Raw genomic sequence first — 21789 nt, 5'->3', positions numbered from 1 at the left:
ATTCGGCGGTGGAAAACGCCGGGTGTCGGCACCCCCTTATGGCAAGGTGCGCTCCGAACCCCTACCTTGACGCCATGGCGACGCGCTATTTCGAACATCCGATCTTCAAGGAGCATGTCACGCCGCCGGGGCATCCCGAGCGCGTCGACCGGCTGCGCGCCCTCGAAGAGGCGCTGACGTCGGATGCATTTGCCAAACTCGACCGTGCCGAGGCGCCACGCGCCGACGAAAGCGCCGTGCTTCTCGCACATCCGGAGAGCTTTCTCTCCAGCATCAAGGCGCAGATCCCCGAAGAGGGGCTGGCGCGCGTCGATGCCGACACGGTGGCCGGACCCAAAAGCATGGAGGCGGCGCTGCACGGGATCGGCGCGGCGATGGCCGCCGTCGACGGCGTGTTCGAGGGCACGTTCGACAACGCTTTCGTCGCGGCGCGGCCGCCGGGTCACCATGCGGAAAAAGAGACCGCGATGGGGTTCTGCCTGTTCAACACGGCGGCTATCGCCGCCCGGCATGCACAGGCGGTCCACGGCGCCGAACGGGTGGCCATCGTCGACTGGGACGTTCATCACGGCAACGGCACGCAGGACATCTTCTGGGACGACAGGACCGTGCTCTACTGTTCGACGCACCAGATGCCGCTCTATCCGGGCACGGGTGCGAAAGGCGAGATTGGCGCGCACGGCACGATCTGCAATGCGCCCCTGTCGCCGGGCGATGGCGGCGAAGCGTTTCGGCTGGCGTTCAAGGACCGTGTGCTGAGCGCGATCGACGCGTTCGGTCCCGACCTGATCGTCATATCGGCGGGGTTCGATGCCCATCACCGCGATCCGCTGGCCAACATCAATCTTGTCGAAGACGATTTCGACTGGGCGACGGGACGGCTGATCGAGGCGGCCGGGCGGCATGCCGACAACCGTCTGGTCAGCGTGCTGGAGGGCGGCTATGACCTTCAGGGTCTGGCCGCCTCGGCCGGAACGCACATTCAGCGCCTGATGTGGGGATAGACGATGAGCGAGACCGAACCGAACGCCGACGTGACCGGCCTTTCCTTCGAAAAGGCGCTCGAGGAACTCGAGAAGATCGTCGACCGGCTTGAGCGCGGCGATGTGGCACTCGAAGAAAGCATCGCCATCTACGAACGCGGAGAGGCGCTGCGCGCCCGGTGCGACACGCTGCTGAAGGCCGCCGAACTGAAGATCGAGAAGATCAAGACCGGCCGGGACGGTCAGGCGACCGGCACCGAGCCGCTGGGCGACTGAGACGGGCTGACCGGTGAACGCTGTGTCGCTTTGCGACGCGATGGCATTTGGACGATCGCCGTCTATCTTGTCGGCACAACAGCTTCCAAACAGCAGGTCCTGCCATGAGCTTTTTTCCCGGAACCGATCCCAAGGCGGGCGATGCGTTCGCCTGTGACGCGCTCGAACAACTGATCATCCCGAATGCCAAGGACATTGGCGGCTTCGAGGTGCGCCGGGCCCTGCCCTCGCGACAGCGCAAGCTGGTGGGCCCGTTCATCTTTTTTGACCGCATGGGGCCAGCCGTGTTTCGCCCCGGCGAGGCCATCGACGTGCGCCCGCATCCGCATATCGGCCTGTCCACCGTCACCTATCTGTTCGACGGCACCATCCGGCACCGCGATTCGCTGGGTACCGAAATGGTCATTTCGCCGGGTGACATCAATCTGATGACGGCCGGGCGCGGCATCGTGCACTCGGAACGTTCGCCCGAGGAACTGCGGTCGACGAAACGGGCCATGTCGGGCCTTCAGACCTGGCTGGCCCTGCCCGACGGCAGCGAGGAGATCGCGCCGGCCTTCGAGAATACGGCCGCCGAGACGATGGGTATCGTCGATGGCGAAAAGGCCCATGCGAAAGTGCTGATCGGCGCGTTTCACGGCGCGGCGTCGCAGGTGACGCAGTTCTCGGAAACGCTCTATGTCGACGTGACGCTTCCCGCCGGTGGCGAGATCGACATCCCGGCCGACACCGAGGAGCGCGCCATCTATGTGATCGACGGTTCGATCTCGGTGGCGGGCGATGCGTTCACCGGCGACCAGCTTCTCGTCTTCCGCCCCGGCGACGAGATCGTCGTCCGGTCCGAGGCCGGCGCATCGTTCATGATCTTCGGCGGCGCGTCGATCGGAAGCCCGCGCCATATCTGGTGGAACTTCGTGTCGTCTTCGAAGGAACGGATCGAACAGGCCAAGCAGGAGTGGAAGTCGGGACGCTTCAACATCGTTCCGGGCGACGAAGAGGAGTTCATTCCCCTGCCCTCGTAAACGTCCACGACCGCACGTTTGCCGTTTCTTCACCGTTCCGGTTGAGCGGATTTTCACCGCGTTCCTTTGCCCGGTTTCAACGCCCGTTCGCTATCTCTGCACGCGAAGGGGTGGAACCGGGCATGGCTCACATACACGCAAAAAGACAGATTGCGCCGATCGCCGTCATGGCAGCGGCGCTGGTCGCCGGAACGGCGACGGCCGCGTCCGGTCCGCGCCACGACGCGTCGATCGACCAGGCGGCGGCGGAACGGATCGCGCTGCGCATGGGCACGATGCGCGGCAGCATCGAGCCCGGTGCCTCTCCGGTCACCACGCCGGATGCGATGCCGACCCACTCTGTCCAGTCATCCTCGCCCGCCATCCTGCCGGCGCTGGTCCCGTTCAGCGGACCGGCCTTTGCACTCTTCCACGAGCCGATTGCCCGGCCATTGCCCGACCGGCAGGTCCGGATTGTCTATGGCGGTTCCCTCATCGTCGCCGCCGCTGAAGGCTGGTGAGGCCTGACCCGCAAGGCTTGCGCCAACGCGCCACCTCGGCGATGAGGTGGCATGACAGTTCCGGACGACAATCCGCGCGAACGGCTCGACAGAACTCTGGTCCGGCGCGGCCTTTTCGCGACGCGGGCCCGGGCGCGCGATGCGATCATGCGCGGCACGGTGACCGTGGACGGCCAGACAATCACCAAACCCGCACATTCTTGCACAGGCCGGACCAAGATCGCGGTCGCCGACCCGGCCAGCGGCTATGTCTCGCGCGCGGCGCTCAAGCTGAAGGCGGCGCTCGACGCCTTTGCGATCCCGGTGACCGATGCGGTGTGCCTCGACATAGGCGCGTCGACCGGCGGGTTCACGCAGGTGCTGCTGGAAGCCGGCGCAGCCGGGGTCCACGCCATCGATGTCGGACACGGTCAGATGGACCCGACCCTTGCGGCAGACCCGCGCGTCCGCCTGACCGAAGGGCTCAATGCACGCGATCTCGAGATTGGCCATCTGGACGGCGACCGGCCGTCGATCATTGTCAGCGATGTCAGCTTCATCTCGCTCACGCTCGCCTTGCCGGCGGCGCTGGATCTGGCCGCGCCCGGCGCACATCTGGTCGCCCTCGTCAAACCGCAGTTCGAGGTCGGCCGCGAGCGGATCGGCAAGGGCGGACTGGTCGCGGCCGACGATGCAAATCGTTCCGCCGAAGACATCGCCGCGTGGCTCGGCATCCGGCCCGGCTGGTCCAGCCGGTCGTTGATCCCCTCGCCCATCACCGGCCGCGACGGCAATACGGAATTCCTCCTCTGGGGCATCAAGGATGGCTGAGAAGCTGACGATCATGGCCATGGGCGCGCAGGGCGACGGGCTGGCCAGCCATGACGGCCAAACCGTCTATGTGCCGGGCGCGCTGCCGGGCGAGACGGTGCGCGCAACGCTCGATGACGCGCGCGCCCATGACGTTGAAATCGTCACGCCATCCGCAGAGCGTGTGTCCCCGTCCTGCCCGCATTTCGGCGACTGCGGAGGCTGCTCGGTCCAGCATTGGGCCGATCCTCCCTACCGCGCGTGGAAACGGCAGCTCGTGGCCGATGCGCTGAGCCGGCAAGGGATCGAAACGAAGGTCGCGAGCCTGGTTCCCGGCACGCCGCGCATCCGCCGGCGAGCCACCTTCTCCGTGCTGCGGCGGCCGGAGGGCGTGCGGCTCGGATTTCAGCGCGAGGGCAGCCACATGATTGTCGACACGACCGATTGCCACGTCGTCGATCCGGTCCTCAACAGGGCACGCGGGGCGCTGAAGGCGCTGGCCAAGGCCGTTCTTCCGGTCATGAAGGCGGCGGCGAAGCCCGTCTCGATGACCGTCACGGTCACGCAAACGGGGCTCGATGTGGCGGTCGCCGGCGACTTCACGCTGTCGGAGCCGGGACGGCAGGCGGCAATCGGAATCGCGCTGAAAGCCAACTTCGCACGGCTCACCGTGCGCGACGAGGTGCTCGCCGAAACGCGCAAGCCGGCCGTTTCTTTCGACGGGATCGCCGTCGGCCTGCCGCCGGGCGGCTTCATCCAGGCGACGGCGCGTGCCGAGAGCGCCATGCGCGATCTGGTCACCGGTCACATGCAGGGCGCAAGATCGGTCGCCGACCTGTTCGCCGGCTGCGGCACGTTCGCGCTGCCCCTCGCCCGGCTGGCCCGCGTTCATGCCGTCGAGGGCGACCGCGCCTCGCTGGCCGCGCTGGATGCGGCATGGCGCGCGGCGTCCGGGCAGAAGCTGCGCCGTGTGACGACCGAACGGCGCGATCTGTTCGTGCGTCCTGTGACGGCAAAGGAACTCGACAGCTTTGACGGTCTGGTGTTCGATCCACCGCGGGCCGGGGCCGAGGCGCAGGCGCATCAGATCGCCGGTTCGGGTGTGAAAAGGGTTGCCGCCATCTCCTGCAATCCGGCGACGCTGGCGCGCGATCTGGCCATCCTGACCGACGGCGGCTACCGGATCGTCACGGTGACGCCGATCGACCAGTTCCTCTGGTCACCGCATGTGGAGACCGTGGCGCTGCTGGAGCGCTGATCATCTATTTCTTGCGCGCCATGAAGGCCATGAAGGCCTGCCGCGCCTCGTCTGACTTGAGCTGGGCGGCGAACAGGTCCGCTTCCTCGGCGATCCGCGCCTCCAGTGCCGTGGTGTCGCCCTTCATCAGCCGCTTGGTCAGGGCCAGCGCCTTGGGCGGTTTGGCCGCCAGCACCTTGGCGGCGTCCATGACCGCGCGCTCCAGATCGTCTTCGGGAACCACCTTCCAGATCAGGCCGGCATCGGCGGCCTGATCGCCGGAGAAATCCTCGCACATGGCCAAAAGCGCGAAGGCGCGCTGATGTCCGGTGATGGCCGGCACCAGCATGCTCGATCCGGCTTCGGCGACGAGCGCCAGATCGACGAACGGCGTTTTGAACACCGACCGGGGCGTTGCGAATGTCAGGTCGCAATGCAGGTGCAGCGTCGTGCCGATGCCGATCGCGAGCCCATCGACGCCGGAGACGACCGGCTTTTCGAGCTTCGGCAAAAGCCGCAGCAGATCGAGCACTTCGGTGCCCATCTCGCCGGTCGTGGCAAATGCTAGGAAATCGGCCAGGTCGTTGCCCGACGTAAACGCGCCCGGCTGGCCCAAGATGACATGGCAGCGCACCGCATCGTCGGCCTCGCCGTCGGCGAGCGCGCCGGCAAGCACGGCATACATGGCGCGGGTGATCGCGTTCTTCTTGTCGGGCCGGTTGAAGCGGACGATCTGGACCGCGCCTTCGCGCGAGACGAGAATATGCCGCTCGGCGGTGTCCTGTGCGGCGCTCATGTCATGCCACCAGCGCCTGGCCGGCCGCCGCCAGGCTCGCCGCGCCCTGTTCCACCCGGTCGCGCAGCGCGCCGGACTGGCCGACCAGATTTTCCGCGTAGAAGCGGGCGGGAGACGCACGGTCGACACCGTTGGCGGAGCCGAGCGCGCCCTTGACCAGATAGATGCCGCCGGCCGTCAGACCGAACAGGTGCTGGTAGGGCGTCGCGGCGGCCAGCACCGCCTGCTTCTCGCCATCGGCCATCTTGGCCATCATCCAGTCGGTCGCGGCGCGCAGATCGGCCATCGCGGCCTCCAGATAGCGGCCGGCCTCGCCAAAGCGGGTATCGTTGGAAGCGCGCAGTGTTTCCAGAACACCATCGAGCTCATCGAGATAGGCGGCAACGCATGCGCCGTCCGACAGCGGCAGCTTGCGCTGGACCAGATCGATCGCCTGGATGCCATTGGTGCCCTCATAGATCTGGGTGATCCGGGCATCGCGCATGAAAACCGCCGCACCCGCCTCCTCGATGTATCCCATCCCGCCATGCACCTGCACGCCGAGCGAAGCGACCTCGGACCCGATGTCGGTGGAAAACGCCTTGGCAATCGGTGTCAGAAGGCCGGCGCGCTCGTTCCAGAACCTCTTTTCCTCATCCGTTCCGACGCGGGACATGTCGATGGCGTGCGCGCAGGCATAGCAGATGGCGCGCGCGGCCCCCGTCAGGGTCTTCATCGTCAGCAGGTTGCGCTGGACGTCGGGATGGTGAACGATCGGGCTCATGCCGTCGCCGTCCCAGCCCGGCGCGCGGCCCTGGGTGCGCTCATTGGCGTAGGCGACAGCCTTTTGCGTAGCCGCTTCGGCCACCGCGACGCCCTGGATGCCGACGGCGAGGCGCGCATTGTTCATCATCGTGAACATGCAGTTCAGGCCACGGTTTTCCTCGCCGACCAGCCAGCCGATCGCGCCGGCGGTGTCGCCATGCTTGCCGTCGCCGAAGATCATCGTGCAGGTGGGCGAGGCGTGAATGCCCAGCTTGTGTTCGAGCCCGTTGCAGAACACATCGTTGCGGGCGCCGATCGAACCGTCTTCGTTGACGAGGAACTTGGGCACCAAGAACAGCGAAATGCCGCGCGTGCCGGCCGGCGCATCGGGCAGCCGTGCGAGTACGAGATGGACGATATTGTCCGTCATGTCGTGCTCGCCATAGGTGATGTAGATCTTCTGGCCAAAGATACGGTAGGTCCCGTCGCCGGCCGGTTCGGCCCGTGTCTTCAATGCCCCGAGATCGGAGCCGGCCTGAGGCTCGGTCAGGTTCATGGTCCCGGTCCACTCGCCTGAGACGAGCTTTTCCAGATAGGTCGCGCGCAGCTCGTCGGTGGCGTGCTTTTCAAGCGCCTCGATCGCACCCATGGTCAGCATCGGGCACAGCGCGAAAGCGATCGAGCCGGAATTCCACATCTCCATGGCTGCCATCGCCATCGACATGGGCAGCCCCTGGCCGCCATGGTCCTCGGGGCCGGGCAGCGCGTTCCAGCCGCCTTCGATCCAGTCCAGATAGGCCCGCTTCCAGCCTTCAGGCGTCGTGACTTGCCCATCGTCAAGCCGCGAGCCCTGGCGATCCGATGGCAGATGCAGCGGCGCGATCCGGTCGGTGGCGAACTTTCCCGCTTCCTCGAGGATCGCATCGATCAGATCGACCGACAGATCGCCGCCCTTGCCGTCGTCGATGGCCTCTCCAAGGCCGGAAACCGCCTTGAGCGCGTGGGTGATCTCGTCGACCGGTGCCCGATACATATATGCCTCCCTGAACCGCCGTCTCGTGGCGCGATGCGCGTCCGGCACAGCGCTAACGGCTTTTTACGTAAACGTCAATTGGCCCGTCACTCCAAGCGGTGATCAAACCCTCGCGGCCACCTTATCCGGAGGCAGGACGCGAACCAACCGTCCGGCGCCCATTGCACGGCGGCGAGGGCCGCTTACATAGGGCTCGAACACCTAAAAAGGGATCTTGGCCTTGAAAGAGATGATGACGCGGTTCCTGCCGGCGCGCTTCCGAAAGTCGGTTCCGATCATTCCGGTCGTGCGCCTGCGCGGGATGATCTCGCCCGGCGGCTCGCCGCTGCAGCCCGTCCTGTCGTTGGCCGCTGTCGCGCCGGCTCTCGAGCGCGCATTTTCGGTCAAGCAGGCCCCGGCGGTGGCGATCAGCGTCAACTCACCCGGCGGCTCTCCCGTCCAGTCGCGGCTGATCTACAAGCGCATCCGCGATCTGGCCGAGGAAAAGAAAAAACCGGTGCTGGTCTTCACCGAGGATGTCGCCGCTTCGGGCGGCTACATGATCGCGGTTGCCGGCGACGAGATCATCGCCGATCCCTCCTCGATCGTCGGTTCGATCGGCGTGATTTCGGCCGGTTTCGGTTTCACCGAGGCGATCAGGAAGATCGGCGTCGAGCGGCGCGTCTACACGGCCGGCCAGAACAAGTCGACGCTCGACCCGTTCCAGCCGGAAAAGGAAGAGGATGTCGAACGGATCAAGGCGCTTCAACTGGAAGTGCACCGGACATTCATCGATCTGGTGAAGGAACGGCGCGGCGACAAGCTTGGCGACGATCCGGATCTGTTCAGCGGACGTTTCTGGGCCGGCAACAGCGCCAGGGAACTGGGACTGGTCGACCATCTGGGCGATATGCGCGGTTTCATCAAGGACCGTTTCGGCGACAAGGCGCAACTGCGTCTGGTGACCATGCCGCGCGGCCTGTTCGGCCGCCGTCCCCAACCCGGCGTGACGGGGCTGGGCGGGATCGACCCCGTGGTGCTGACCTCACATGCGGCAAGCGGTCTCTTGTCGGCGCTTGAGGAACGTGCTCTTTGGAACCGCTACGGCCTTTGAGCGAACCGACGAGGGAGATGACGGTGCCCCAGCTTCTGTTCTTTGCCGCGGTCGCCGTGGTTGGCTATCTGGGTTATCGCGCCTTCGTGCGCGAAGCGGGAAAAGTGTCGGCCCGAGTGCGCCGCGCCGAAAAGGAAGCCAAGACCAAGGCAGTCGGCACGCTCGTCAAGGACCCCGTCACCGGCGAATACCGGCCCGCCCGCGACGACGACTGAAATCCAGTCCTACAAGACCTTGCCCGGATTCATGATGCCGGCCGGGTCGAAGGCCGTCTTGATCCGCCTCATCAGATCGAGCGCCACCGGCGATTTCACCTCGGCCAGTTCGTCGCGCTTCATCTGACCGATGCCGTGTTCGGCGGAGATCGAGCCGTGATGGGCGCGCACGATGGCGTGCACTGCCGGCGTGATCTTGTCCGTCGTCGCCAGAAAGTCCGCCTTCTCCCACCCGACCGGCTGCGAGATGTTGTAGTGCAGATTGCCGTCGCCCATGTGGCCGAACGGGCACGGGCGAGCGTCGGGCACGATCGCTGCCACCGCCTTGCCCGCTTCGTCGAGGAAGGCCGGAATGGCCGAAACCGGCACGGAGATATCGTGCTTGATCGAGCCGCCCTCCGGAATCTGGCTTTCGGACATCGCTTCGCGCAGATGCCATAGCGACTGGCGCTGGGCTTCGCTCTCCGCGACCACGCCGTCGGCGAGCGTCCCCTCGCCGAAACCGGTTTCGACCAGATGGTCGAGTTCGGCCCGCGCGTCCGCCTCCGACCGGCCGGACGACAGTTCGACCAGCACGTACCAGGGATAGGCCTGATCGAGCGGATCGCGGGCGCCGTGCATGTGGCGGACGGTGAAGTCGATGCCCATGCGCGCCATCAGTTCGAACGTCGTCAGCGACGGGCCGCATCGGGACCGGGCCTGCCGGAAGAAGGTCAGCGCTGCGTCCGGCGACGGCACGGCGAGGAAGGCCGCTGCCCGCCCGCTCGGTTTGGGATGGAGCTTCAGCACGGCCGCGGTGATGATCCCGAGCGTGCCCTCGGCGCCGATGAACAGGTCGCGGAGGTCGTAGCCGGTGTTGTTCTTCTTCAGCCGGTTGAGATCGTCGAGCACCTCGCCGTTCGGCAACGCCACTTCGAGCCCCAGGCACAGATCGCGCGCGACGCCATAGGCGAGCGCACCGGTGCCGCCGGCATTGGTCGACAGGTTGCCGCCGATCTGGGCCGAGCCCTGGGCAGCCAGCGACAGCGGAAAAAGGCGGTCGTGGGCGTCGGCCGCCTCCTGGATGGTCTCGAGGACGACACCGGCCTCCACCGTCATCGTGTCGCCGTCCACATCGATGGCGCGGATGCGGTTGAGCCTGTTTGTCGACACTATGATCGCTTCGCCCGATGCGTCCGGTATCTGCCCGCCGACAAGGCCGGTGTTGCCGCCCTGCGGGACGATCGGCGTGCCGGTTTCGCTGGCAAGCTTCAGGATCGCGGCGACCTCGGAGGTCGTGCCCGGCTTGAGAACGGCGGCGGCGGCGCCGGTCCAGCGGGCGCGCCATTCGCGCAGGTGCGGCGCGATGTCGTTGTCGGCCGTGGCCGCGTGGGCATCGCCGACGATCGCAATGAAGCGGTTGCGCAGATCGTCTTTCATGGCGTCTCGCGCGGCGCTGCGGCACGGGCCAGCCGATCGTTGATCGCCTCGCCAAGCCCGTCGCCGGGGATGGGCATCACCGCGATGGCGGCGGCGCCCGACCGGTCCAATTCATCGAGCATCGCAAAAAGGTTGGCTGCGGCTTCGGTGAGATCGCCGGCCGGTGACAAGTTTGCCATTGCCACGGCGTTGCCGGCGCCAGTAATTTGGCCGGAGCCGAAGGCCAGAAGCGCTTCGCCGGGCCGGACATCCGCCGCATCCAGCCGCACGGGCAGGCCGGGTGCATAATGGGAGCGCAGCATGCCTGGCGCGCTGATCGCCGCATCGGCACCGGCGCGCGCCACAGGCTGGCCGATGACGCGCTCGATATCGGCCAGTGCAATGCCGCCGGGCCGCAGGCAGACCGGTGTATCGCCCGACACATCGATGATGGTGGATTCAACGCCCACACGCGCCGGCCCGGAATCGAGGATCAGCGGCACGGCGTCGCCAAGGCTTTCGCGGACGGCATGCGCAGTGGTCGGGCTGATCCGGCCGGACCGGTTGGCGCTGGGCGCGGCGACGGGACGGCCAAGCGCCGAAATCACGTCGCGCGCAACGCCGCGCGGCATGCGCACCGCGACCGTATCGAGGCCGGCGGTCACGAGAGGGTGGATTGCCGCACCTTCGGCGAGCGGCAAGACAAGCGTCAGCGGCCCCGGCCAGAATGTCTCCGCAAGCCGCTCCGCCAGCGGGCTGAACATGGCAAAGCCGCGCGCCATCTCCAACCCGTCGACATGGCAGATGAGCGGGTTGAAACGGGGCCTGCGTTTGGCCGCAAAGATGCGCGCCACCGCTTCGCCGTTGGTCGCGTCGGCGGCCAGACCATAGACCGTCTCGGTTGGCAGGGCGGCGATGTCACCCTCTGCCAGGAGCCGCGCGGCGCGGCGGACGGCGTCTTCATCGGCCGGCACGATCACCGTCTCGGCTGGCGTGCGCCGGGTTAATGTTTCGTTAGCCACGTCGGGCAACACCATCTCAACCACATGGGCATAATCTTTCCGGCGGTCTTACACGAAAACCGGGAATGGGCTCCATGAAAAACCGCCTGTCTGCACTCGCCGCGGGTACCGCGCTCTGCGCCATCATGGCAGCGCCCGCCGGCGCCGGATATACGATCTACGAGGACAGCGCGATGCCGTCGGTCCTGTTCTTCGAGTTCGACGATATGCCGGGCGACGACCCCACCGTGATCTCCGCGCCGTCGGGCACCGCGCCTCCGGTCGTGCTCAACGCGCCAATGACCGAAGAGGCGCCCGGCGCCACCGACGACGATCGCGCCGAGATGGCCGACGATGACGACGAACCGCTCTTTTCGCAGAGCAGCGGCGTTGGCACCATCGACAATGAGCGGATGCGCGAAATCATCATCGAGGATGCGATCCGCGACGAGGTACTGCGCGACGTCCAGTTGCGCTGATCGCGCCCGCAAACATGCCCATCACAACGCCCGGTTCGCGCCGGGCGTTTTGCTATCCGGCGATCCTGGAGAAGTCGGCGAGCTTGCGGGTGACCGCGCGCAGGCCCGAGAGGATTGCCAGCCGGTTGGTCCGCACCTTGGCGTCGTCGGCATTGACCATCACCGCATCGAAGAACGCATCAACCGCAGGCCGGAGTTCGGCGAGCACGGCGAACGCGCCCTCATAATCCTCGCGCGCGACATGGTCATCGACATGGCCCGCGACGGCCTCGATGACGTTGGCCAGTTCCTTCTCCGCCGGCTCGGCCAGAAGCGCCCGGTCGACAGGCCGGTCGAACGCGCCCGCGCCGTCCTGCTTCTCCTCGGCGGCAAGGATGTTGAGCGCCCGTTCGGTGCCGACGCGCAGGTTCGCGCCGGTCTCGCTGTCGAGCAGCTTCTGCAGCGCCTCGACCTTGCGCACGATGATCAGCAGGTCGTCGTCGGTTCCGCTCAGCACCGCGTCGATGAGATCGTGCCGCGCGCCCTTGTCGCGCAGCCAGACCTTGAGCCGGTCATGGAAGAAGGAGAGGAGGTCGTGACCAACATCGAGGGCGCGAATTGTATGTTCAGCGTCGTCTCCTACTGGAATTTTGGCTTCCTCGCCAGTGTCTTCATCATCCCATATCAAGGTTAGACGAAACAATCGAATATCGGACTTAAGGTTTTGGAGATGTTCTTTAATTTTGGTTTCGATGTCGTTGAAGCCCGACGACCGGCCACCAGCTACAAAATAGTGGCCCTGTGAAACGCTGTATTCAAACTCTCCATCGATTTCGGCGATCGCCGCCAAGAGATATACCCTCCTCAGGAGATACGCAGACTCCTCGATGCCTTCTATCAGTGACAGCCTGATCCCGTTCTCCAGCACGATCCGGATCACGCCCAGTGCGGCGCGGCGCAGCGCATAGGGATCCTTGGAGCCCGTCGGCTTTTCGTCGATCGCCCAGAAGCCCGTCAGAAGATCGAGCTTGTCGGCCAGCGCGACGGCGACGGCGACCGGATCGGTCGGCACGCTGTCGGTCGGGCCGAGCGGTTTGTAATGATCCTCGATGGCGCGGGCGACCGACGGATGCTCGCCCTGCAGCACCGCATAGGTGGCGCCCATCGCGCCCTGCACTTCCGGAAACTCGCCGACAATCTCGGTTGTCAGGTCCGCCTTGGCGAGATGGGCCGCCCGGCGTGCCAGATCGCGCAGTTCGGCGCCCTCGCCCTCGATCGGCGCAAGGTCCGTCTCCATCGCATCCGCAACAATGTCGACAAGCTCCTCGGCCAGCGCGGCGATGCGCGCGACGCGTTCACCTTGCGTGCCCAGCTTGGCGTGGAAGGTCACACCCAGATGGTCGAGCTTGGCCATGCGCTGATCCAGCGGCTTTTTCAGATCGAGATCGAACTTTTCGGCTGACGCGCGGTACTTTTCCAGATCGGGCAGGTCGGCCTGGTCGGTCGTCCAGAAATGCAGCGCATCGGCCAGCCGCGCCCGCACCACCTTGCCATTGCCGCGCGCGATCTCCGCACCGCCATCGCTCGCCTCGATATTGGCGACGAGGATGAATTTGTTGGTCAGGTTACCGGTCGCAGGGTCGCGGCAGACAAAGCATTTCTGGTTGGTCTTGATCGTCAGGCGGACCACCTCGTCGGGGATTTCGAGAAACTCGCGCTCGAACTCGCCCATCAAAACGACGGGCCATTCGACCAGCCCGGCCACCTCGTCCAGGAGCGCCTCGTCCTCGACCAGTTCGACGCCATTGGCAAAGGCGAGATTGCGCGCGTCGGCGGCGATCATTTCCTTGCGGCGCTCGGGATCGATAATGACGAAGCGCTTTTCGAGTTCGGCGGCATAATCGTCGAACCGGCGGACCTTAAACGGCTCGCCCGCGTGAAAGCGATGGCCGCGCGTCACATTGCCCGAACGGATGCCGCCCGCCTCGAAATCGATGACCACCGGCTCCTCGGTTTCCGGGCCAAAGGTGCACAGGATCGATTGCAGCGGACGCACCCAGCGCAGTGCGCCGGGCTCGGCCGACGGCGCACCCCAGCGCATCGATTTGGGCCAGGGAAAGTCACGGATGATGGCCGGCATTGCCTCGGCGACGATTTCCTCCGCCGAGCGGCCTTCGCGTTTGATCACGGCGACATAGAAATCGCCCTTCTTCGGGTCGGACCGGACTTCGGCCTCGTCGACCGACGCCAGGCCCGCACCGCGCAGGAAGCCGGCAAGAGCCTTTTCAGGCGCATCGACGCGGGGGCCCTTGCGCTCTTCGGTTGTGTCGGCCGAGCGCGCCGTCAGCCCGCGCACGTCCAGCGTCAGCCGGCGCGGCGTCACATAGTCGCGCGCGCCCTCATAGGTCAGCCCGGCATCGACCAGCGCGCCGGTCAGCGCCTCTCGCAAATGGGTTGCGGCACGGCGCTGCATGCGCGCGGGGATTTCCTCACAGAAGAGTTCGACGAGCAGATCGGGCATGACGGATCGCGTTCAGGGTGGAAGCTGAATGCGTGTTATTGGAGGTCTTGGCCGAACGCAATGTCGTGGCCGTCCAGATCCTGAATTCCGAACTCGAGGACGCCATAGGGCGCTTCATAGAGCGAATAGTCGATGCGGGCGCCGCTGGCCTGGAACTCCGCATAGATCGCCCGGGCATCGTCGACCCAGAAATAGGCATTCCACATCTTGTCGACGATCTTCCAGTTCGGCACGATCTCGTGGTCTTCGGGCGCCTGCGACAGCATGACGAAGCACGCGTCGCGCCAGCAAATGGCGAAACCGGGCGGATCGCCCCAGAGCCGCTCCTTGAAGCCGAGACAGTCACGCCAATAGGCAGCGCTTTCGACGACATCGCGCACCAGCAGCACGGGTGCCTGCTCCACCAGCTTGCCCTTGGCCATTGCCGTCTCCCTCACCAGCCGCCGCCGCCACCGCCGCCGCCGCCACCGCCGGAAAAGCCGCCACCGGAGGAAAAGCCCGACGAAGACGATTTCGGCGCGGGCATGGCCGCGGTCATCGAACTGGACAAATCGCCGGCCAGGCTGCCCATCTGGTCGCCGATCCTGTCGGCGCGGAAACCGTCGCCGTGATACCAGCGCGGTCCGTGATAGGCGACGGCCGTCGCGACGCCCGCGGCAGCCGCTGCGGCCAGCCATTTCTGGAACGCCTTCGACCAGGGCTTTTCGACGCCCAGCGCCACCGCATAGGGCAGAAGCGTCTCATAGTGCTGCGGCGACATTTCGGGCGAGCCGAGCATGTTCATCCGGTCTTCCTCGGCGACGGTCAGATAGCGTTTCAGGCCGGCGATCTCCGCCGACCGGGTCTGGCCAAGCGGCGTCGGTGCGCCCATCAGGAAGAAGAACAGCGCGTTGAGCATCAGCAGGGTGATGAGCGGGCCGACCAGCAGCGGTTTTTCGATCAGCGCCAGTCCGTCCGCAATGCCGGCCAGGCCAACATTGACGATCAGCGATATGGCGATGAAGACCGTGAATGCCAGGCCGATTTTTCCGCCCAGCCCGCGCCGGGCGTTCTTGGCCGCGTTGACCAGCAGTACGGTCACGACGATGCCAATAAAGCCGAGCGGGATCAGCGGCACGAGCGTGGTTTCGACCGGTCCGCTCAGGGCGAGCGCGGCAATGGTGACCACGATCGACAGAACAAGTCCGGCAACGACATAGCCGACATTGGACTTGTAGAAGACCGCGCGATGTTCGTCCTCGATCGCCGAACGAAAGCGGTCGGCCATGCGCTTGACGCGCTCGCCGTTCGTCTTGGTGACGGTCAGCGCGCCGCCATTGGCCGAGACGCGGTCGGCAAGCGCCCGCTCTCCGACGGGCAGTTTCGAGCCCATCAGCGGTGTGTCCGTGCGGCGCATCGTCAGCGTGCCGTCGTTATTGTCGAGCTCCATATAGCCCTTGACCGCCAGATTGAGCGCGGCCGCCGAAAGGGCGGTGAACCCCTGCCCGCGCAGCCCGCGGTTGGCGATGTAGTGGGTCAGCGCCGGCGATACGCCGTCCGGTAGCTCCCAGCGCGGCACGACGATGTCCTCCGGCGGGTCGCGGCCGACGCGGTTCCATGCCCAAAAGAAGAAGCCGAAGACAAACGCCAGCCCGCCAAACGCCACGACCTCTCCGGCGAAATCACGCAGGAAGAACTGTCCCGCCGCCGGCTCGGCGACATGGCCCTTGGGGAACTTGACCCCGACGGTCAGGCCCTCTCTCGGCCCCAGAGGCGCGGTCGTTTCGAAGATCACCGTGCCATTGTTGTTCGCCCTGGCCGAACGCGCCTCGCGTCCGCGGCTGCCGAACGGGCCGGTGAAGAAGATGACATCCTGCGCGCGCGCCTCGCCGGGCAGACGCACCGTCGCGCGCGCCACATCGATCGGGAACGCCCATGCGTTGCCGGTGACGTTCCAGAAGATTTCGTCATGGTCTTCGAAGAAGCGCAGCTGGCGGTCGGTGCGGTAGGTGATGGTGTAGGTGTGGACGCCGGGGCGCAGGAAGACGTCCGCATCGCCGACATAGGTACGGGCGACGCGGCCGTCGCGCTCGACAAAATAGGGTTCGGGGGCGCCGTTGCGGGTAACACCGACCACATCGAAGCCGACAAGCACCTCGCGGCCGGCGGCGTTTTCGACCCGCAAGGGAAAATCGCGAAAGATGCCGCGGCGAATGCGCTGGCCTTCGGCATTGACGCGGATCGTCTCGACCACATCGAGCGTGCCGTCGGGATTGATCGTGATATCGCTGTCGAACAGGAGAATACGTTCGTCGGCAACCGCCGCGACCGCCATCGCGGCCAGCAGGATCAACGAGATGAGAATGCGGTGAAACACGCGTCCTCCGTCACATGGGCGTGACCTGGGGCCAGGGCCCTAACTGTTGAATGACACCTGCGGCACGGCGCGGTCGCCCGGATCGTCGAGTTCGAAATAGTCGGCCTGGACGAAATTGAACGTGTTGGCGACGAGATTGGACGGAAAGCTCTCGACCTTGACGTTCAATTCGCGGGCCGAACCGTTGTAATAGCGCCGGGCCATCTGGATTTCGCGTTCGGTGGTCTCCAGCGCTTCCTGCAACTCGGCGAAATTCTGGTTGGCCTTCAGGTCGGGATAGCTCTCGGCAACCGCGAACAGCCGGCCAATCGCCTGGCTGAGCATGCTTTCCGCCGCGGCGCGACCGGCCACATCGCCCGCCGGCACGTTCTGCGCCCGCGTGCGCATCTCGGTGACCTGCTCGAGCGTCTCCTTTTCATGGCCGGCGTAGCCCTTGACCGTCTCGACCAGGTTGGGGATCAGGTCGGCGCGCCGCTTGAGCTGCACGTCGATGCCGCTCCAGGCCTCCTGAACCATCTGGCGGGCCCGGACCAGCCCGTTATAGATGACGATCGCATAGGCCGCGATGGCCACGATGATGATTGCCGTGATGGTGCCGCCGCCGAACATGGCGCGTCTCCTTGTGCTCGCCCCGTCGGCCGGCAAACTAGATGGGTTCATCCCAAGATGGAAGCGCCCCGGCCAACAGCGTCGCGCGCATCATCTGGACGGGGCGGACCTCAGGCGGGCGGGTCATCCGCTGGCGCGATCCAGCCCATCAGCGCGCCTCCCGGCTGGCGGACCATTGCAATGCGTCCCAACTGCGGTACGTCGAACGGTTCGCCCAAAACGGTTGCGCCGGCAGCTTTCGCCCTTCCAACGCGCTCGTCCACGTCATCGACCGCGATGTAGGGGTACCAGGCTTCCGGCATGCCATCAAAACTGTCGCCTGCCATTTCGTACATGCCAGCGACGCGCTCACCGTCCTGGATGACGATCCAGTAGGTACCCGTCGGTCCCATCTTCATCGATTCGAAGGACCAGCCGAGCACGTCCGCATAGAACGCCTTGGCCTTCTCGACATCGCGACTCATCAGTTCGTTCCAGTGGAAATGGCCGTGTGCCGTCATCTGCGCCTCCCCGGTCCGCGACGATGGGGCCGATTGAACGCGCCGAGGCGGCTTCAGGCAAGAAAAAACCCCGCCCGGCAAAGCCGGACGGGGCTCGCTACCCAAAGAGCAGGGGGGTCAGCTCGCGGGCAGCATCACTTTGTCGATGACGTGGATGATGCCGTTGTCGGCCTGAATGTCGGCGGCAACGACGTTGGCACCGTCAACGACGACAGCGCCCGTGTGGGCGTCTTTCTCGATGGCCAGCAGGCGGTCGCCGCCGGCCTTGATGGTGCGGATGTGGATGGTGCGGCCCGGCAGCTGGTTTGAGGCCAGTTCGCGCGGCAGGACGTGATAGCTCAGGATCGCGGCGAGCTTGTCCTTGTTCTCCGGCTCGAGCAGGCTTTCGACCGTGCCGGCGGGCAGGGCCGCGAACGCATCATCGGTCGGTGCGAAGACGGTCAGGTTCTCGCCGGTCGCCAGCGCGCCGGCCAGCCCGGCCGCTTCGGCTGCGGCGAGCAGCGTGTTGAACGTGCCGGCGCCCTGGGCGACCTCGACGATGTTGTCGGCCTGGGCCGGTGCGGCCATGAGGCCCATGGAAATGGCAGCGCCCATCATTACCTTGCGCATGGTGAGTAGTCCTCCGTAAACGAACAAGACGGCGCAGCGTTCCCGCGCCGTTGTCCGTTTTTACGGGCACCGCACCTTTCAGATGTTCGTGATCGATGAACGGTCCGTCACAAATTTGTTTGTGATCCGATCGGGTGTTGCTGCGTAGCCGCGGCCCGCGCGGACGAATGACTGCCGTCAGAAAAAGCTGCGTTGCCCACTATACGCATGTGCACCGGGAGCAGGCTGCCTGTTCCGCCTCGACACGGTTTCGGACCGTGGCGGCAATGGCATCGTTGGTCCGGTCGCCCCCCGGACTTTGGGTGAGGGTTGCATCGGATTTCGCAGAGTGGACGGGCCCGGCCGGCTGACTGCGTACATGGGAGTCAGCCGGGCTTTGCGCCGCCCGCATCGGTCATCAGGAACGCCTCGCCACACGCCTTGGCCAGATCGCGCACCCGCAGGATGTAGCTCTGGCGCTCGGTCACCGAGATCACGCCGCGCGCATCGAGCAGGTTGAAGACGTGGGACGCCTTGATGCACTGGTCATAGGCGGGCAGGACGCATCTGTGGAGCTGGGCGTTGGAGGCATCGTCCGGCGCTCCTGCGGCCAGCAAGGCGCGGCATTCGGCTTCGGCGTCCTCGAAATGGCGCATCAGCATCGCCGTGTCGGCATATTCGAAGTTGTGCCGCGAATATTCCTGTTCGGCCTGCAGGAAGACATCGCCATAGGTGATCCTGTCGTCGCCCTCGCCGCCGTTGAAGTTCAGATCGTAGACGTTGTCGACGTTCTGCACATACATGGCGAGCCGCTCGAGCCCGTAGGTGAGTTCGCCGGAAACGGGCGCACACTCGATGCCGCAGACCTGCTGGAAATAGGTGAACTGGGAGACTTCCATGCCGTCGCACCAGCATTCCCAGCCAAGCCCCCAGGCGCCCAGCGTCGGGCTTTCCCAGTCGTCCTCGACGAAGCGGATGTCGTGCAGGAGCGGGTCGATGCCGATCGCGCGCAGCGAACCCAGATAGAGCTCCTGCAGGTCCGGCGGCGACGGTTTCAGGATCACCTGGTACTGGTAATAGTGCTGCAGCCGGTTGGGATTCTCGCCATAGCGCCCGTCGGTCGGCCGGCGCGAGGGCTGCACATAGGCTGCCTTCCATGACCGCGGCCCGAGCGAACGCAGGGTCGTCGCCGGGTGGAACGTTCCGGCGCCCACTTCCATGTCGTAGGGCTGCAGGATCGCGCAGCCGTGGCGCGCCCAATAATCGTGCAGGGTCAGGATCAGGCCCTGAAACGAACGCGTCGGATGCTGGGCGTCGATGGATGTGTGAGCGGTCATGGCGTCGTCGAAAACCGTTTTTCAATGCCGGCTGCCCTCGCACGGGCCAGAGAAAGGGTCAAGCTGTGCCGCATTCCGACAGGCCGCCGCAACGCGGTCGGATTCCGCTAACCATTTCATCCGTCAATCTTTTTTAACCGCGTTCCTTAGCCCTTGTTTGGCCGGCTTGCGCTAGGGTGCGTCTTGTCGAGGCGGCGAACACAAGCCTCCCGGCAGACAGGGTAAGAGGATCGCAAGAGGCCAAAAAGGCCCGGCGGCTCTCAGGACAACAGGCGAGACGTCAAACGATGAGCATCGGTGCGCAACCAGCCTGGGCAGGGCATGAATTCCGGCTTGATCCGGCCCGCCTGCCCCAGGAACTGTCCTATGCAACACGCAACGGCAACGGCGAGACGACCATCACGGTCAACCGCCGCGGCGCCACCCTGAAGCGCGAACTGGCGCAATCGGGCCTGCCGCTTCACATTGCGCTGCCGGCGCGCGCCTTTCGCGGCGTTGCGGTGCGGGCCACCGAAACCGGCCCCGATCAGGCTCTGGTGACGCTGGAGCTGTTGCACGAGGACGAGGAACTGAGCGTTCCGCTGAGCGTCGGGCACGACCTGCCCGCCATCGCGCGCGACTGGCAGGCCTGGTCGGAGCTGCTCGAACTGCCGATGATGATGATCGAGATGGACGGTGTCGCGCGCACGCTCGAAGAAAGCGCGCAGGCGCTCGTTTCGGGCGATGCACAGCCGCGCCGCCACCATTCCATGTTCGCCGAGCGCCGGCCGCGTTTTCTGGCGCGCCGCCGGATGGGCAATCTCGGCGTGCGGCTGATGGTGCGCGGCGAGGAAATCATCGCCCGCGATCCGTCGATCTGACGCCTCGGCCTCACCGGCCCCTCGGAAGCCTCTCTGCCTGTCGCGATCGCTCGAACTTCTTCGCGAAATGGTCGGCGAAGGCACGGACACGCGGCACGATGTCCGCCCGGCTGGGAAAGGTCAGGGCCAGCGGTGTCGTGTCGGCAATCGCCTCGTCGAGAAGCACCACCACACGTCCGTCTTCGATTGCGTCGGCGCACAATCCCTCGGGGATTAGCGCGACGCCGTTGCCCGCCAGAACCAGATCGCGGATGGCGAACTGATTGTCGGCCATGACATCGCCGGCGGGCAGTTTCGCGCCCCCCAGAACGGTGTGCTCGAGAAACCGCGCCAGCTCCGGTGCAGGCGCAATGAAGTCGTCGATCTCTGCAATTGTTCGCGGCCTGCCTTTGCGGCGCACCCATTCCGAACTTGCGCAGAACTGCCATCCGACATCCAGCAACCGCCGTTCCACGCGGTCCTCGCCGCCGCGGCGGCTGATCCGAAGCGCAATGTCCACATCTCCGTCGATCATGTTCATCGTCGCGCTGGTCAGCATGACGTCAAAGCGAACAGCCGGATGCATCCGACGGAACTCGGTGATCGCGGTGGTCAGCGTGTCGGTGGGAAAGTCTGCAGGCGCGGTCAGGCGTATCAGCCCGCCCAGCCTGCCCGGTTTCGTCCGGATTGCGTCCATCGCGGCGGTCAGCGTTTTCAGCCCGCCTTCCGCCTGATCGAACAGCAGACGCCCATCCTCGGTCAGCGACAGGGATCGCGTGGACCGCTTCATCAGCCGCGTGCCGAGCGTCGCCTCAAGGGTCTTGACGTGCAGGCTCACCGTCGAGCGCGGCTTGCCCAGCCGAGCAGCCGCCGCGGCAAAGCTCCCGGCCCGAACGACTTCGACAAAGGTGAAAAGGGAATCGAGTTTGGCCATTGTGCAGAATTCCGTTCAATCATGCCATGAATGACCGGCTAATCAAAACAATCAAGTGGATCCAATGTCCGTGTCGAAGCAAGGAGATTTGCCATGACCAGCGACCCGATCCATCGACACTCCGCAGACGGAATCCTGTCATCTGTCGGCCAAGCCCGGTTTTCCGGGATCGAGGCCGACATCCTTTTGGGAGGCGATGCCGCGCCCTTCACGGTCATGGTGATGACCGTCATGCCCGGGCTGGGTGCGCCGGCGCACAATTCATTTGGGGAAGACAAGATTTTCCACGTGAGCAAAGGCGCGCTGTTGTTCCTCGTCGGAGACGATCGCGTGCGGGCGGAGCCGGGCGATCACATCCTCGTCGCAAAAGGCGTCACGCACAGCTTCTCGGCGCTCGGCGACAGCCCGGCGAAGATGACCCTGATATCGACGCCCGCGAAGCATGAGCGCTTCTTTCTGGCGCTTTCCGACCTGCCCGTGCCGCATGATCCCGGTGACGTGGAAGCGGTCTGCCAGGCATTCGACCAGGCCATCGTCGGCCCCGTGGTGCAGCCCTAAAG

At 65.5% G+C, this 21789-nt stretch carries 23 protein-coding genes; 11 read left to right on the top strand and 12 right to left on the bottom strand.

Annotated features, from left to right (window positions below):
* Positions 1-74: 74 nt before the first annotated feature.
* The 6 genes from ACOQOU_RS13995 (at position 75) to ACOQOU_RS13970 (ending at position 4828) form a co-directional block, all read left to right on the top strand.
* Positions 75-1004, top strand: coding sequence for a histone deacetylase family protein (locus ACOQOU_RS13995; protein WP_109766625.1), 930 nt, complete (start codon positions 75-77; stop codon positions 1002-1004).
* A gap of 3 nt (positions 1005-1007) precedes the next feature.
* On the top strand, positions 1008-1259 hold the full coding sequence (locus ACOQOU_RS13990) for an exodeoxyribonuclease VII small subunit (RefSeq protein ID WP_306025330.1): 252 nt from the start codon (positions 1008-1010) through the stop codon (positions 1257-1259).
* 104 nt (positions 1260-1363) lie between these two features.
* A complete protein-coding gene (locus tag ACOQOU_RS13985) occupies positions 1364-2281 on the top strand; it encodes a pirin family protein (protein WP_306025329.1) in 918 nt (305 codons plus the stop codon).
* A 122-nt stretch (positions 2282-2403) separates the two neighbouring features.
* Positions 2404-2781: a hypothetical protein gene (locus ACOQOU_RS13980; protein ID WP_147393295.1), complete on the top strand. Its 378-nt coding sequence runs from the start codon at positions 2404-2406 to the stop codon at positions 2779-2781.
* Between the two features lie 51 nt (positions 2782-2832).
* Positions 2833-3591 carry a TlyA family RNA methyltransferase gene (locus ACOQOU_RS13975; RefSeq protein ID WP_306025328.1) on the top strand — a complete coding sequence of 253 codons (759 nt, stop codon included), beginning with the start codon at positions 2833-2835 and terminating at the stop codon, positions 3589-3591.
* On the top strand, positions 3584-4828 hold the full coding sequence (locus tag ACOQOU_RS13970) for a class I SAM-dependent RNA methyltransferase (protein WP_306025327.1): 1245 nt from the start codon (positions 3584-3586) through the stop codon (positions 4826-4828). The genes ACOQOU_RS13975 and ACOQOU_RS13970 overlap by 8 nt, the downstream gene beginning before the upstream one ends.
* A 4-nt stretch (positions 4829-4832) precedes the next feature.
* On the opposite strand, the gene ACOQOU_RS13965 is transcribed toward ACOQOU_RS13970, so the two are convergent.
* Complete coding sequence (locus ACOQOU_RS13965; RefSeq protein ID WP_306025326.1) at positions 4833-5603, bottom strand: crotonase/enoyl-CoA hydratase family protein; 771 nt, start codon at positions 5601-5603, stop codon at positions 4833-4835.
* 1 nt (position 5604) lies between these two features.
* Positions 5605-7380, bottom strand: coding sequence for an acyl-CoA dehydrogenase (locus tag ACOQOU_RS13960; protein ID WP_306025325.1), 1776 nt, complete (start codon positions 7378-7380; stop codon positions 5605-5607).
* Between the two features lie 220 nt (positions 7381-7600).
* Between ACOQOU_RS13960 and ACOQOU_RS13955 the strand changes: the two genes are divergently transcribed.
* Positions 7601-8473, top strand: a complete 873-nt coding sequence (locus ACOQOU_RS13955; protein ID WP_306025324.1) for a S49 family peptidase — start codon at positions 7601-7603, stop codon at positions 8471-8473.
* A gap of 23 nt (positions 8474-8496) precedes the next feature.
* Complete coding sequence (locus ACOQOU_RS13950; protein WP_109766689.1) at positions 8497-8688, top strand: hypothetical protein; 192 nt, start codon at positions 8497-8499, stop codon at positions 8686-8688.
* A 9-nt stretch (positions 8689-8697) separates the two neighbouring features.
* On the opposite strand, the gene ACOQOU_RS13945 is transcribed toward ACOQOU_RS13950, so the two are convergent.
* Both ACOQOU_RS13945 and ACOQOU_RS13940 read right to left on the bottom strand, forming a co-directional pair.
* On the bottom strand, positions 8698-10107 hold the full coding sequence (locus tag ACOQOU_RS13945) for an FAD-binding oxidoreductase (RefSeq protein ID WP_306025323.1): 1410 nt from the start codon (positions 10105-10107) through the stop codon (positions 8698-8700).
* Positions 10104-11123, bottom strand: coding sequence for an L-threonylcarbamoyladenylate synthase (locus tag ACOQOU_RS13940; protein ID WP_420578734.1), 1020 nt, complete (start codon positions 11121-11123; stop codon positions 10104-10106). The genes ACOQOU_RS13945 and ACOQOU_RS13940 overlap by 4 nt, the downstream gene beginning before the upstream one ends.
* A gap of 59 nt (positions 11124-11182) precedes the next feature.
* Between ACOQOU_RS13940 and ACOQOU_RS13935 the strand changes: the two genes are divergently transcribed.
* Positions 11183-11566 carry a hypothetical protein gene (locus tag ACOQOU_RS13935; protein ID WP_306025322.1) on the top strand — a complete coding sequence of 128 codons (384 nt, stop codon included), beginning with the start codon at positions 11183-11185 and terminating at the stop codon, positions 11564-11566.
* A 52-nt stretch (positions 11567-11618) separates the two neighbouring features.
* Here the strand turns inward: ACOQOU_RS13935 and glyS are convergent, their stop codons facing one another.
* The 7 genes from glyS to ACOQOU_RS13900 form a co-directional block, all read right to left on the bottom strand.
* On the bottom strand, positions 11619-14066 hold the full coding sequence (gene glyS / locus ACOQOU_RS13930) for a glycine--tRNA ligase subunit beta (protein ID WP_306025321.1): 2448 nt from the start codon (positions 14064-14066) through the stop codon (positions 11619-11621).
* Between the two features lie 35 nt (positions 14067-14101).
* Positions 14102-14488 carry a VOC family protein gene (locus ACOQOU_RS13925; protein WP_306025320.1) on the bottom strand — a complete coding sequence of 129 codons (387 nt, stop codon included), beginning with the start codon at positions 14486-14488 and terminating at the stop codon, positions 14102-14104.
* An 11-nt stretch (positions 14489-14499) separates the two neighbouring features.
* Positions 14500-16422, bottom strand: coding sequence for a DUF2207 domain-containing protein (locus ACOQOU_RS13920; RefSeq protein ID WP_306025319.1), 1923 nt, complete (start codon positions 16420-16422; stop codon positions 14500-14502).
* Positions 16423-16461: 39 nt separating this feature from the next.
* Positions 16462-17031 carry a LemA family protein gene (locus ACOQOU_RS13915; RefSeq protein WP_109766687.1) on the bottom strand — a complete coding sequence of 190 codons (570 nt, stop codon included), beginning with the start codon at positions 17029-17031 and terminating at the stop codon, positions 16462-16464.
* A gap of 110 nt (positions 17032-17141) precedes the next feature.
* Positions 17142-17531: a VOC family protein gene (locus ACOQOU_RS13910; RefSeq protein ID WP_306025318.1), complete on the bottom strand. Its 390-nt coding sequence runs from the start codon at positions 17529-17531 to the stop codon at positions 17142-17144.
* Between the two features lie 117 nt (positions 17532-17648).
* Entirely contained in the window at positions 17649-18140 is a 492-nt protein-coding gene (locus ACOQOU_RS13905; protein WP_306025317.1) for a fasciclin domain-containing protein, read from the bottom strand.
* A 365-nt stretch (positions 18141-18505) separates the two neighbouring features.
* Positions 18506-19456, bottom strand: coding sequence for a glycine--tRNA ligase subunit alpha (locus tag ACOQOU_RS13900; RefSeq protein ID WP_306025316.1), 951 nt, complete (start codon positions 19454-19456; stop codon positions 18506-18508).
* A gap of 287 nt (positions 19457-19743) precedes the next feature.
* Between ACOQOU_RS13900 and ACOQOU_RS13895 the strand changes: the two genes are divergently transcribed.
* Positions 19744-20316: a DUF6101 family protein gene (locus ACOQOU_RS13895; RefSeq protein WP_109766609.1), complete on the top strand. Its 573-nt coding sequence runs from the start codon at positions 19744-19746 to the stop codon at positions 20314-20316.
* Positions 20317-20326: 10 nt separating this feature from the next.
* Here ACOQOU_RS13895 and ACOQOU_RS13890 read toward each other — a convergent pair whose 3' ends face one another.
* Complete coding sequence (locus ACOQOU_RS13890) at positions 20327-21229, bottom strand: LysR family transcriptional regulator (protein WP_306025315.1); 903 nt, start codon at positions 21227-21229, stop codon at positions 20327-20329.
* A 93-nt stretch (positions 21230-21322) separates the two neighbouring features.
* Here ACOQOU_RS13890 and ACOQOU_RS13885 point away from each other — a divergent pair, with 93 nt between their 5' ends.
* The gene (locus ACOQOU_RS13885; RefSeq protein WP_306025314.1) at positions 21323-21787 is read left to right on the top strand and encodes a cupin domain-containing protein; all 465 of its coding nucleotides are present in this window, start codon (positions 21323-21325) and stop codon (positions 21785-21787) included.
* Positions 21788-21789: the final 2 nt, after the last annotated feature.

The sequence above is a fragment of the Oceaniradius stylonematis genome, assembly GCF_965223445.1.
Taxonomy (GTDB): Bacteria; Pseudomonadota; Alphaproteobacteria; order Rhizobiales; family Rhizobiaceae; genus Roseitalea; species Roseitalea stylonematis.
Note: the sequence above shows the minus strand (reverse complement) of the source record. Positions and strands in the feature narration are given on the sequence as shown.

What these genes read in the sequence shown, in the direction of transcription:
- ACOQOU_RS13995 (WP_109766625.1), top strand. Translation starts at nt 75, where the DNA reads ATGGCGACGCGCTATTTCGAACATCCGATCTTCAAGGAGCATGTCACG.
- ACOQOU_RS13990 (WP_306025330.1), top strand. Translation starts at nt 1,008, where the DNA reads ATGAGCGAGACCGAACCGAACGCCGACGTGACCGGCCTTTCCTTCGAA.
- ACOQOU_RS13985 (WP_306025329.1), top strand. Translation starts at nt 1,364, where the DNA reads ATGAGCTTTTTTCCCGGAACCGATCCCAAGGCGGGCGATGCGTTCGCC.
- ACOQOU_RS13980 (WP_147393295.1), top strand. Translation starts at nt 2,404, where the DNA reads ATGGCTCACATACACGCAAAAAGACAGATTGCGCCGATCGCCGTCATG.
- ACOQOU_RS13975 (WP_306025328.1), top strand. Translation starts at nt 2,833, where the DNA reads ATGACAGTTCCGGACGACAATCCGCGCGAACGGCTCGACAGAACTCTG.
- ACOQOU_RS13970 (WP_306025327.1), top strand. Translation starts at nt 3,584, where the DNA reads ATGGCTGAGAAGCTGACGATCATGGCCATGGGCGCGCAGGGCGACGGG.
- ACOQOU_RS13965 (WP_306025326.1), bottom strand. Translation starts at nt 5,603, where the DNA reads ATGAGCGCCGCACAGGACACCGCCGAGCGGCATATTCTCGTCTCGCGC.
- ACOQOU_RS13960 (WP_306025325.1), bottom strand. Translation starts at nt 7,380, where the DNA reads ATGTATCGGGCACCGGTCGACGAGATCACCCACGCGCTCAAGGCGGTT.
- ACOQOU_RS13945 (WP_306025323.1), bottom strand. Translation starts at nt 10,107, where the DNA reads ATGAAAGACGATCTGCGCAACCGCTTCATTGCGATCGTCGGCGATGCC.
- ACOQOU_RS13940 (WP_420578734.1), bottom strand. Translation starts at nt 11,123, where the DNA reads ATGGTGTTGCCCGACGTGGCTAACGAAACATTAACCCGGCGCACGCCA.
- ACOQOU_RS13935 (WP_306025322.1), top strand. Translation starts at nt 11,183, where the DNA reads ATGAAAAACCGCCTGTCTGCACTCGCCGCGGGTACCGCGCTCTGCGCC.
- glyS (WP_306025321.1), bottom strand. Translation starts at nt 14,066, where the DNA reads ATGCCCGATCTGCTCGTCGAACTCTTCTGTGAGGAAATCCCCGCGCGC.
- ACOQOU_RS13925 (WP_306025320.1), bottom strand. Translation starts at nt 14,488, where the DNA reads ATGGCCAAGGGCAAGCTGGTGGAGCAGGCACCCGTGCTGCTGGTGCGC.
- ACOQOU_RS13915 (WP_109766687.1), bottom strand. Translation starts at nt 17,031, where the DNA reads ATGTTCGGCGGCGGCACCATCACGGCAATCATCATCGTGGCCATCGCG.
- ACOQOU_RS13910 (WP_306025318.1), bottom strand. Translation starts at nt 17,531, where the DNA reads ATGACGGCACACGGCCATTTCCACTGGAACGAACTGATGAGTCGCGAT.
- ACOQOU_RS13905 (WP_306025317.1), bottom strand. Translation starts at nt 18,140, where the DNA reads ATGCGCAAGGTAATGATGGGCGCTGCCATTTCCATGGGCCTCATGGCC.
- ACOQOU_RS13900 (WP_306025316.1), bottom strand. Translation starts at nt 19,456, where the DNA reads ATGACCGCTCACACATCCATCGACGCCCAGCATCCGACGCGTTCGTTT.
- ACOQOU_RS13895 (WP_109766609.1), top strand. Translation starts at nt 19,744, where the DNA reads ATGAGCATCGGTGCGCAACCAGCCTGGGCAGGGCATGAATTCCGGCTT.
- ACOQOU_RS13890 (WP_306025315.1), bottom strand. Translation starts at nt 21,229, where the DNA reads ATGGCCAAACTCGATTCCCTTTTCACCTTTGTCGAAGTCGTTCGGGCC.
- ACOQOU_RS13885 (WP_306025314.1), top strand. Translation starts at nt 21,323, where the DNA reads ATGACCAGCGACCCGATCCATCGACACTCCGCAGACGGAATCCTGTCA.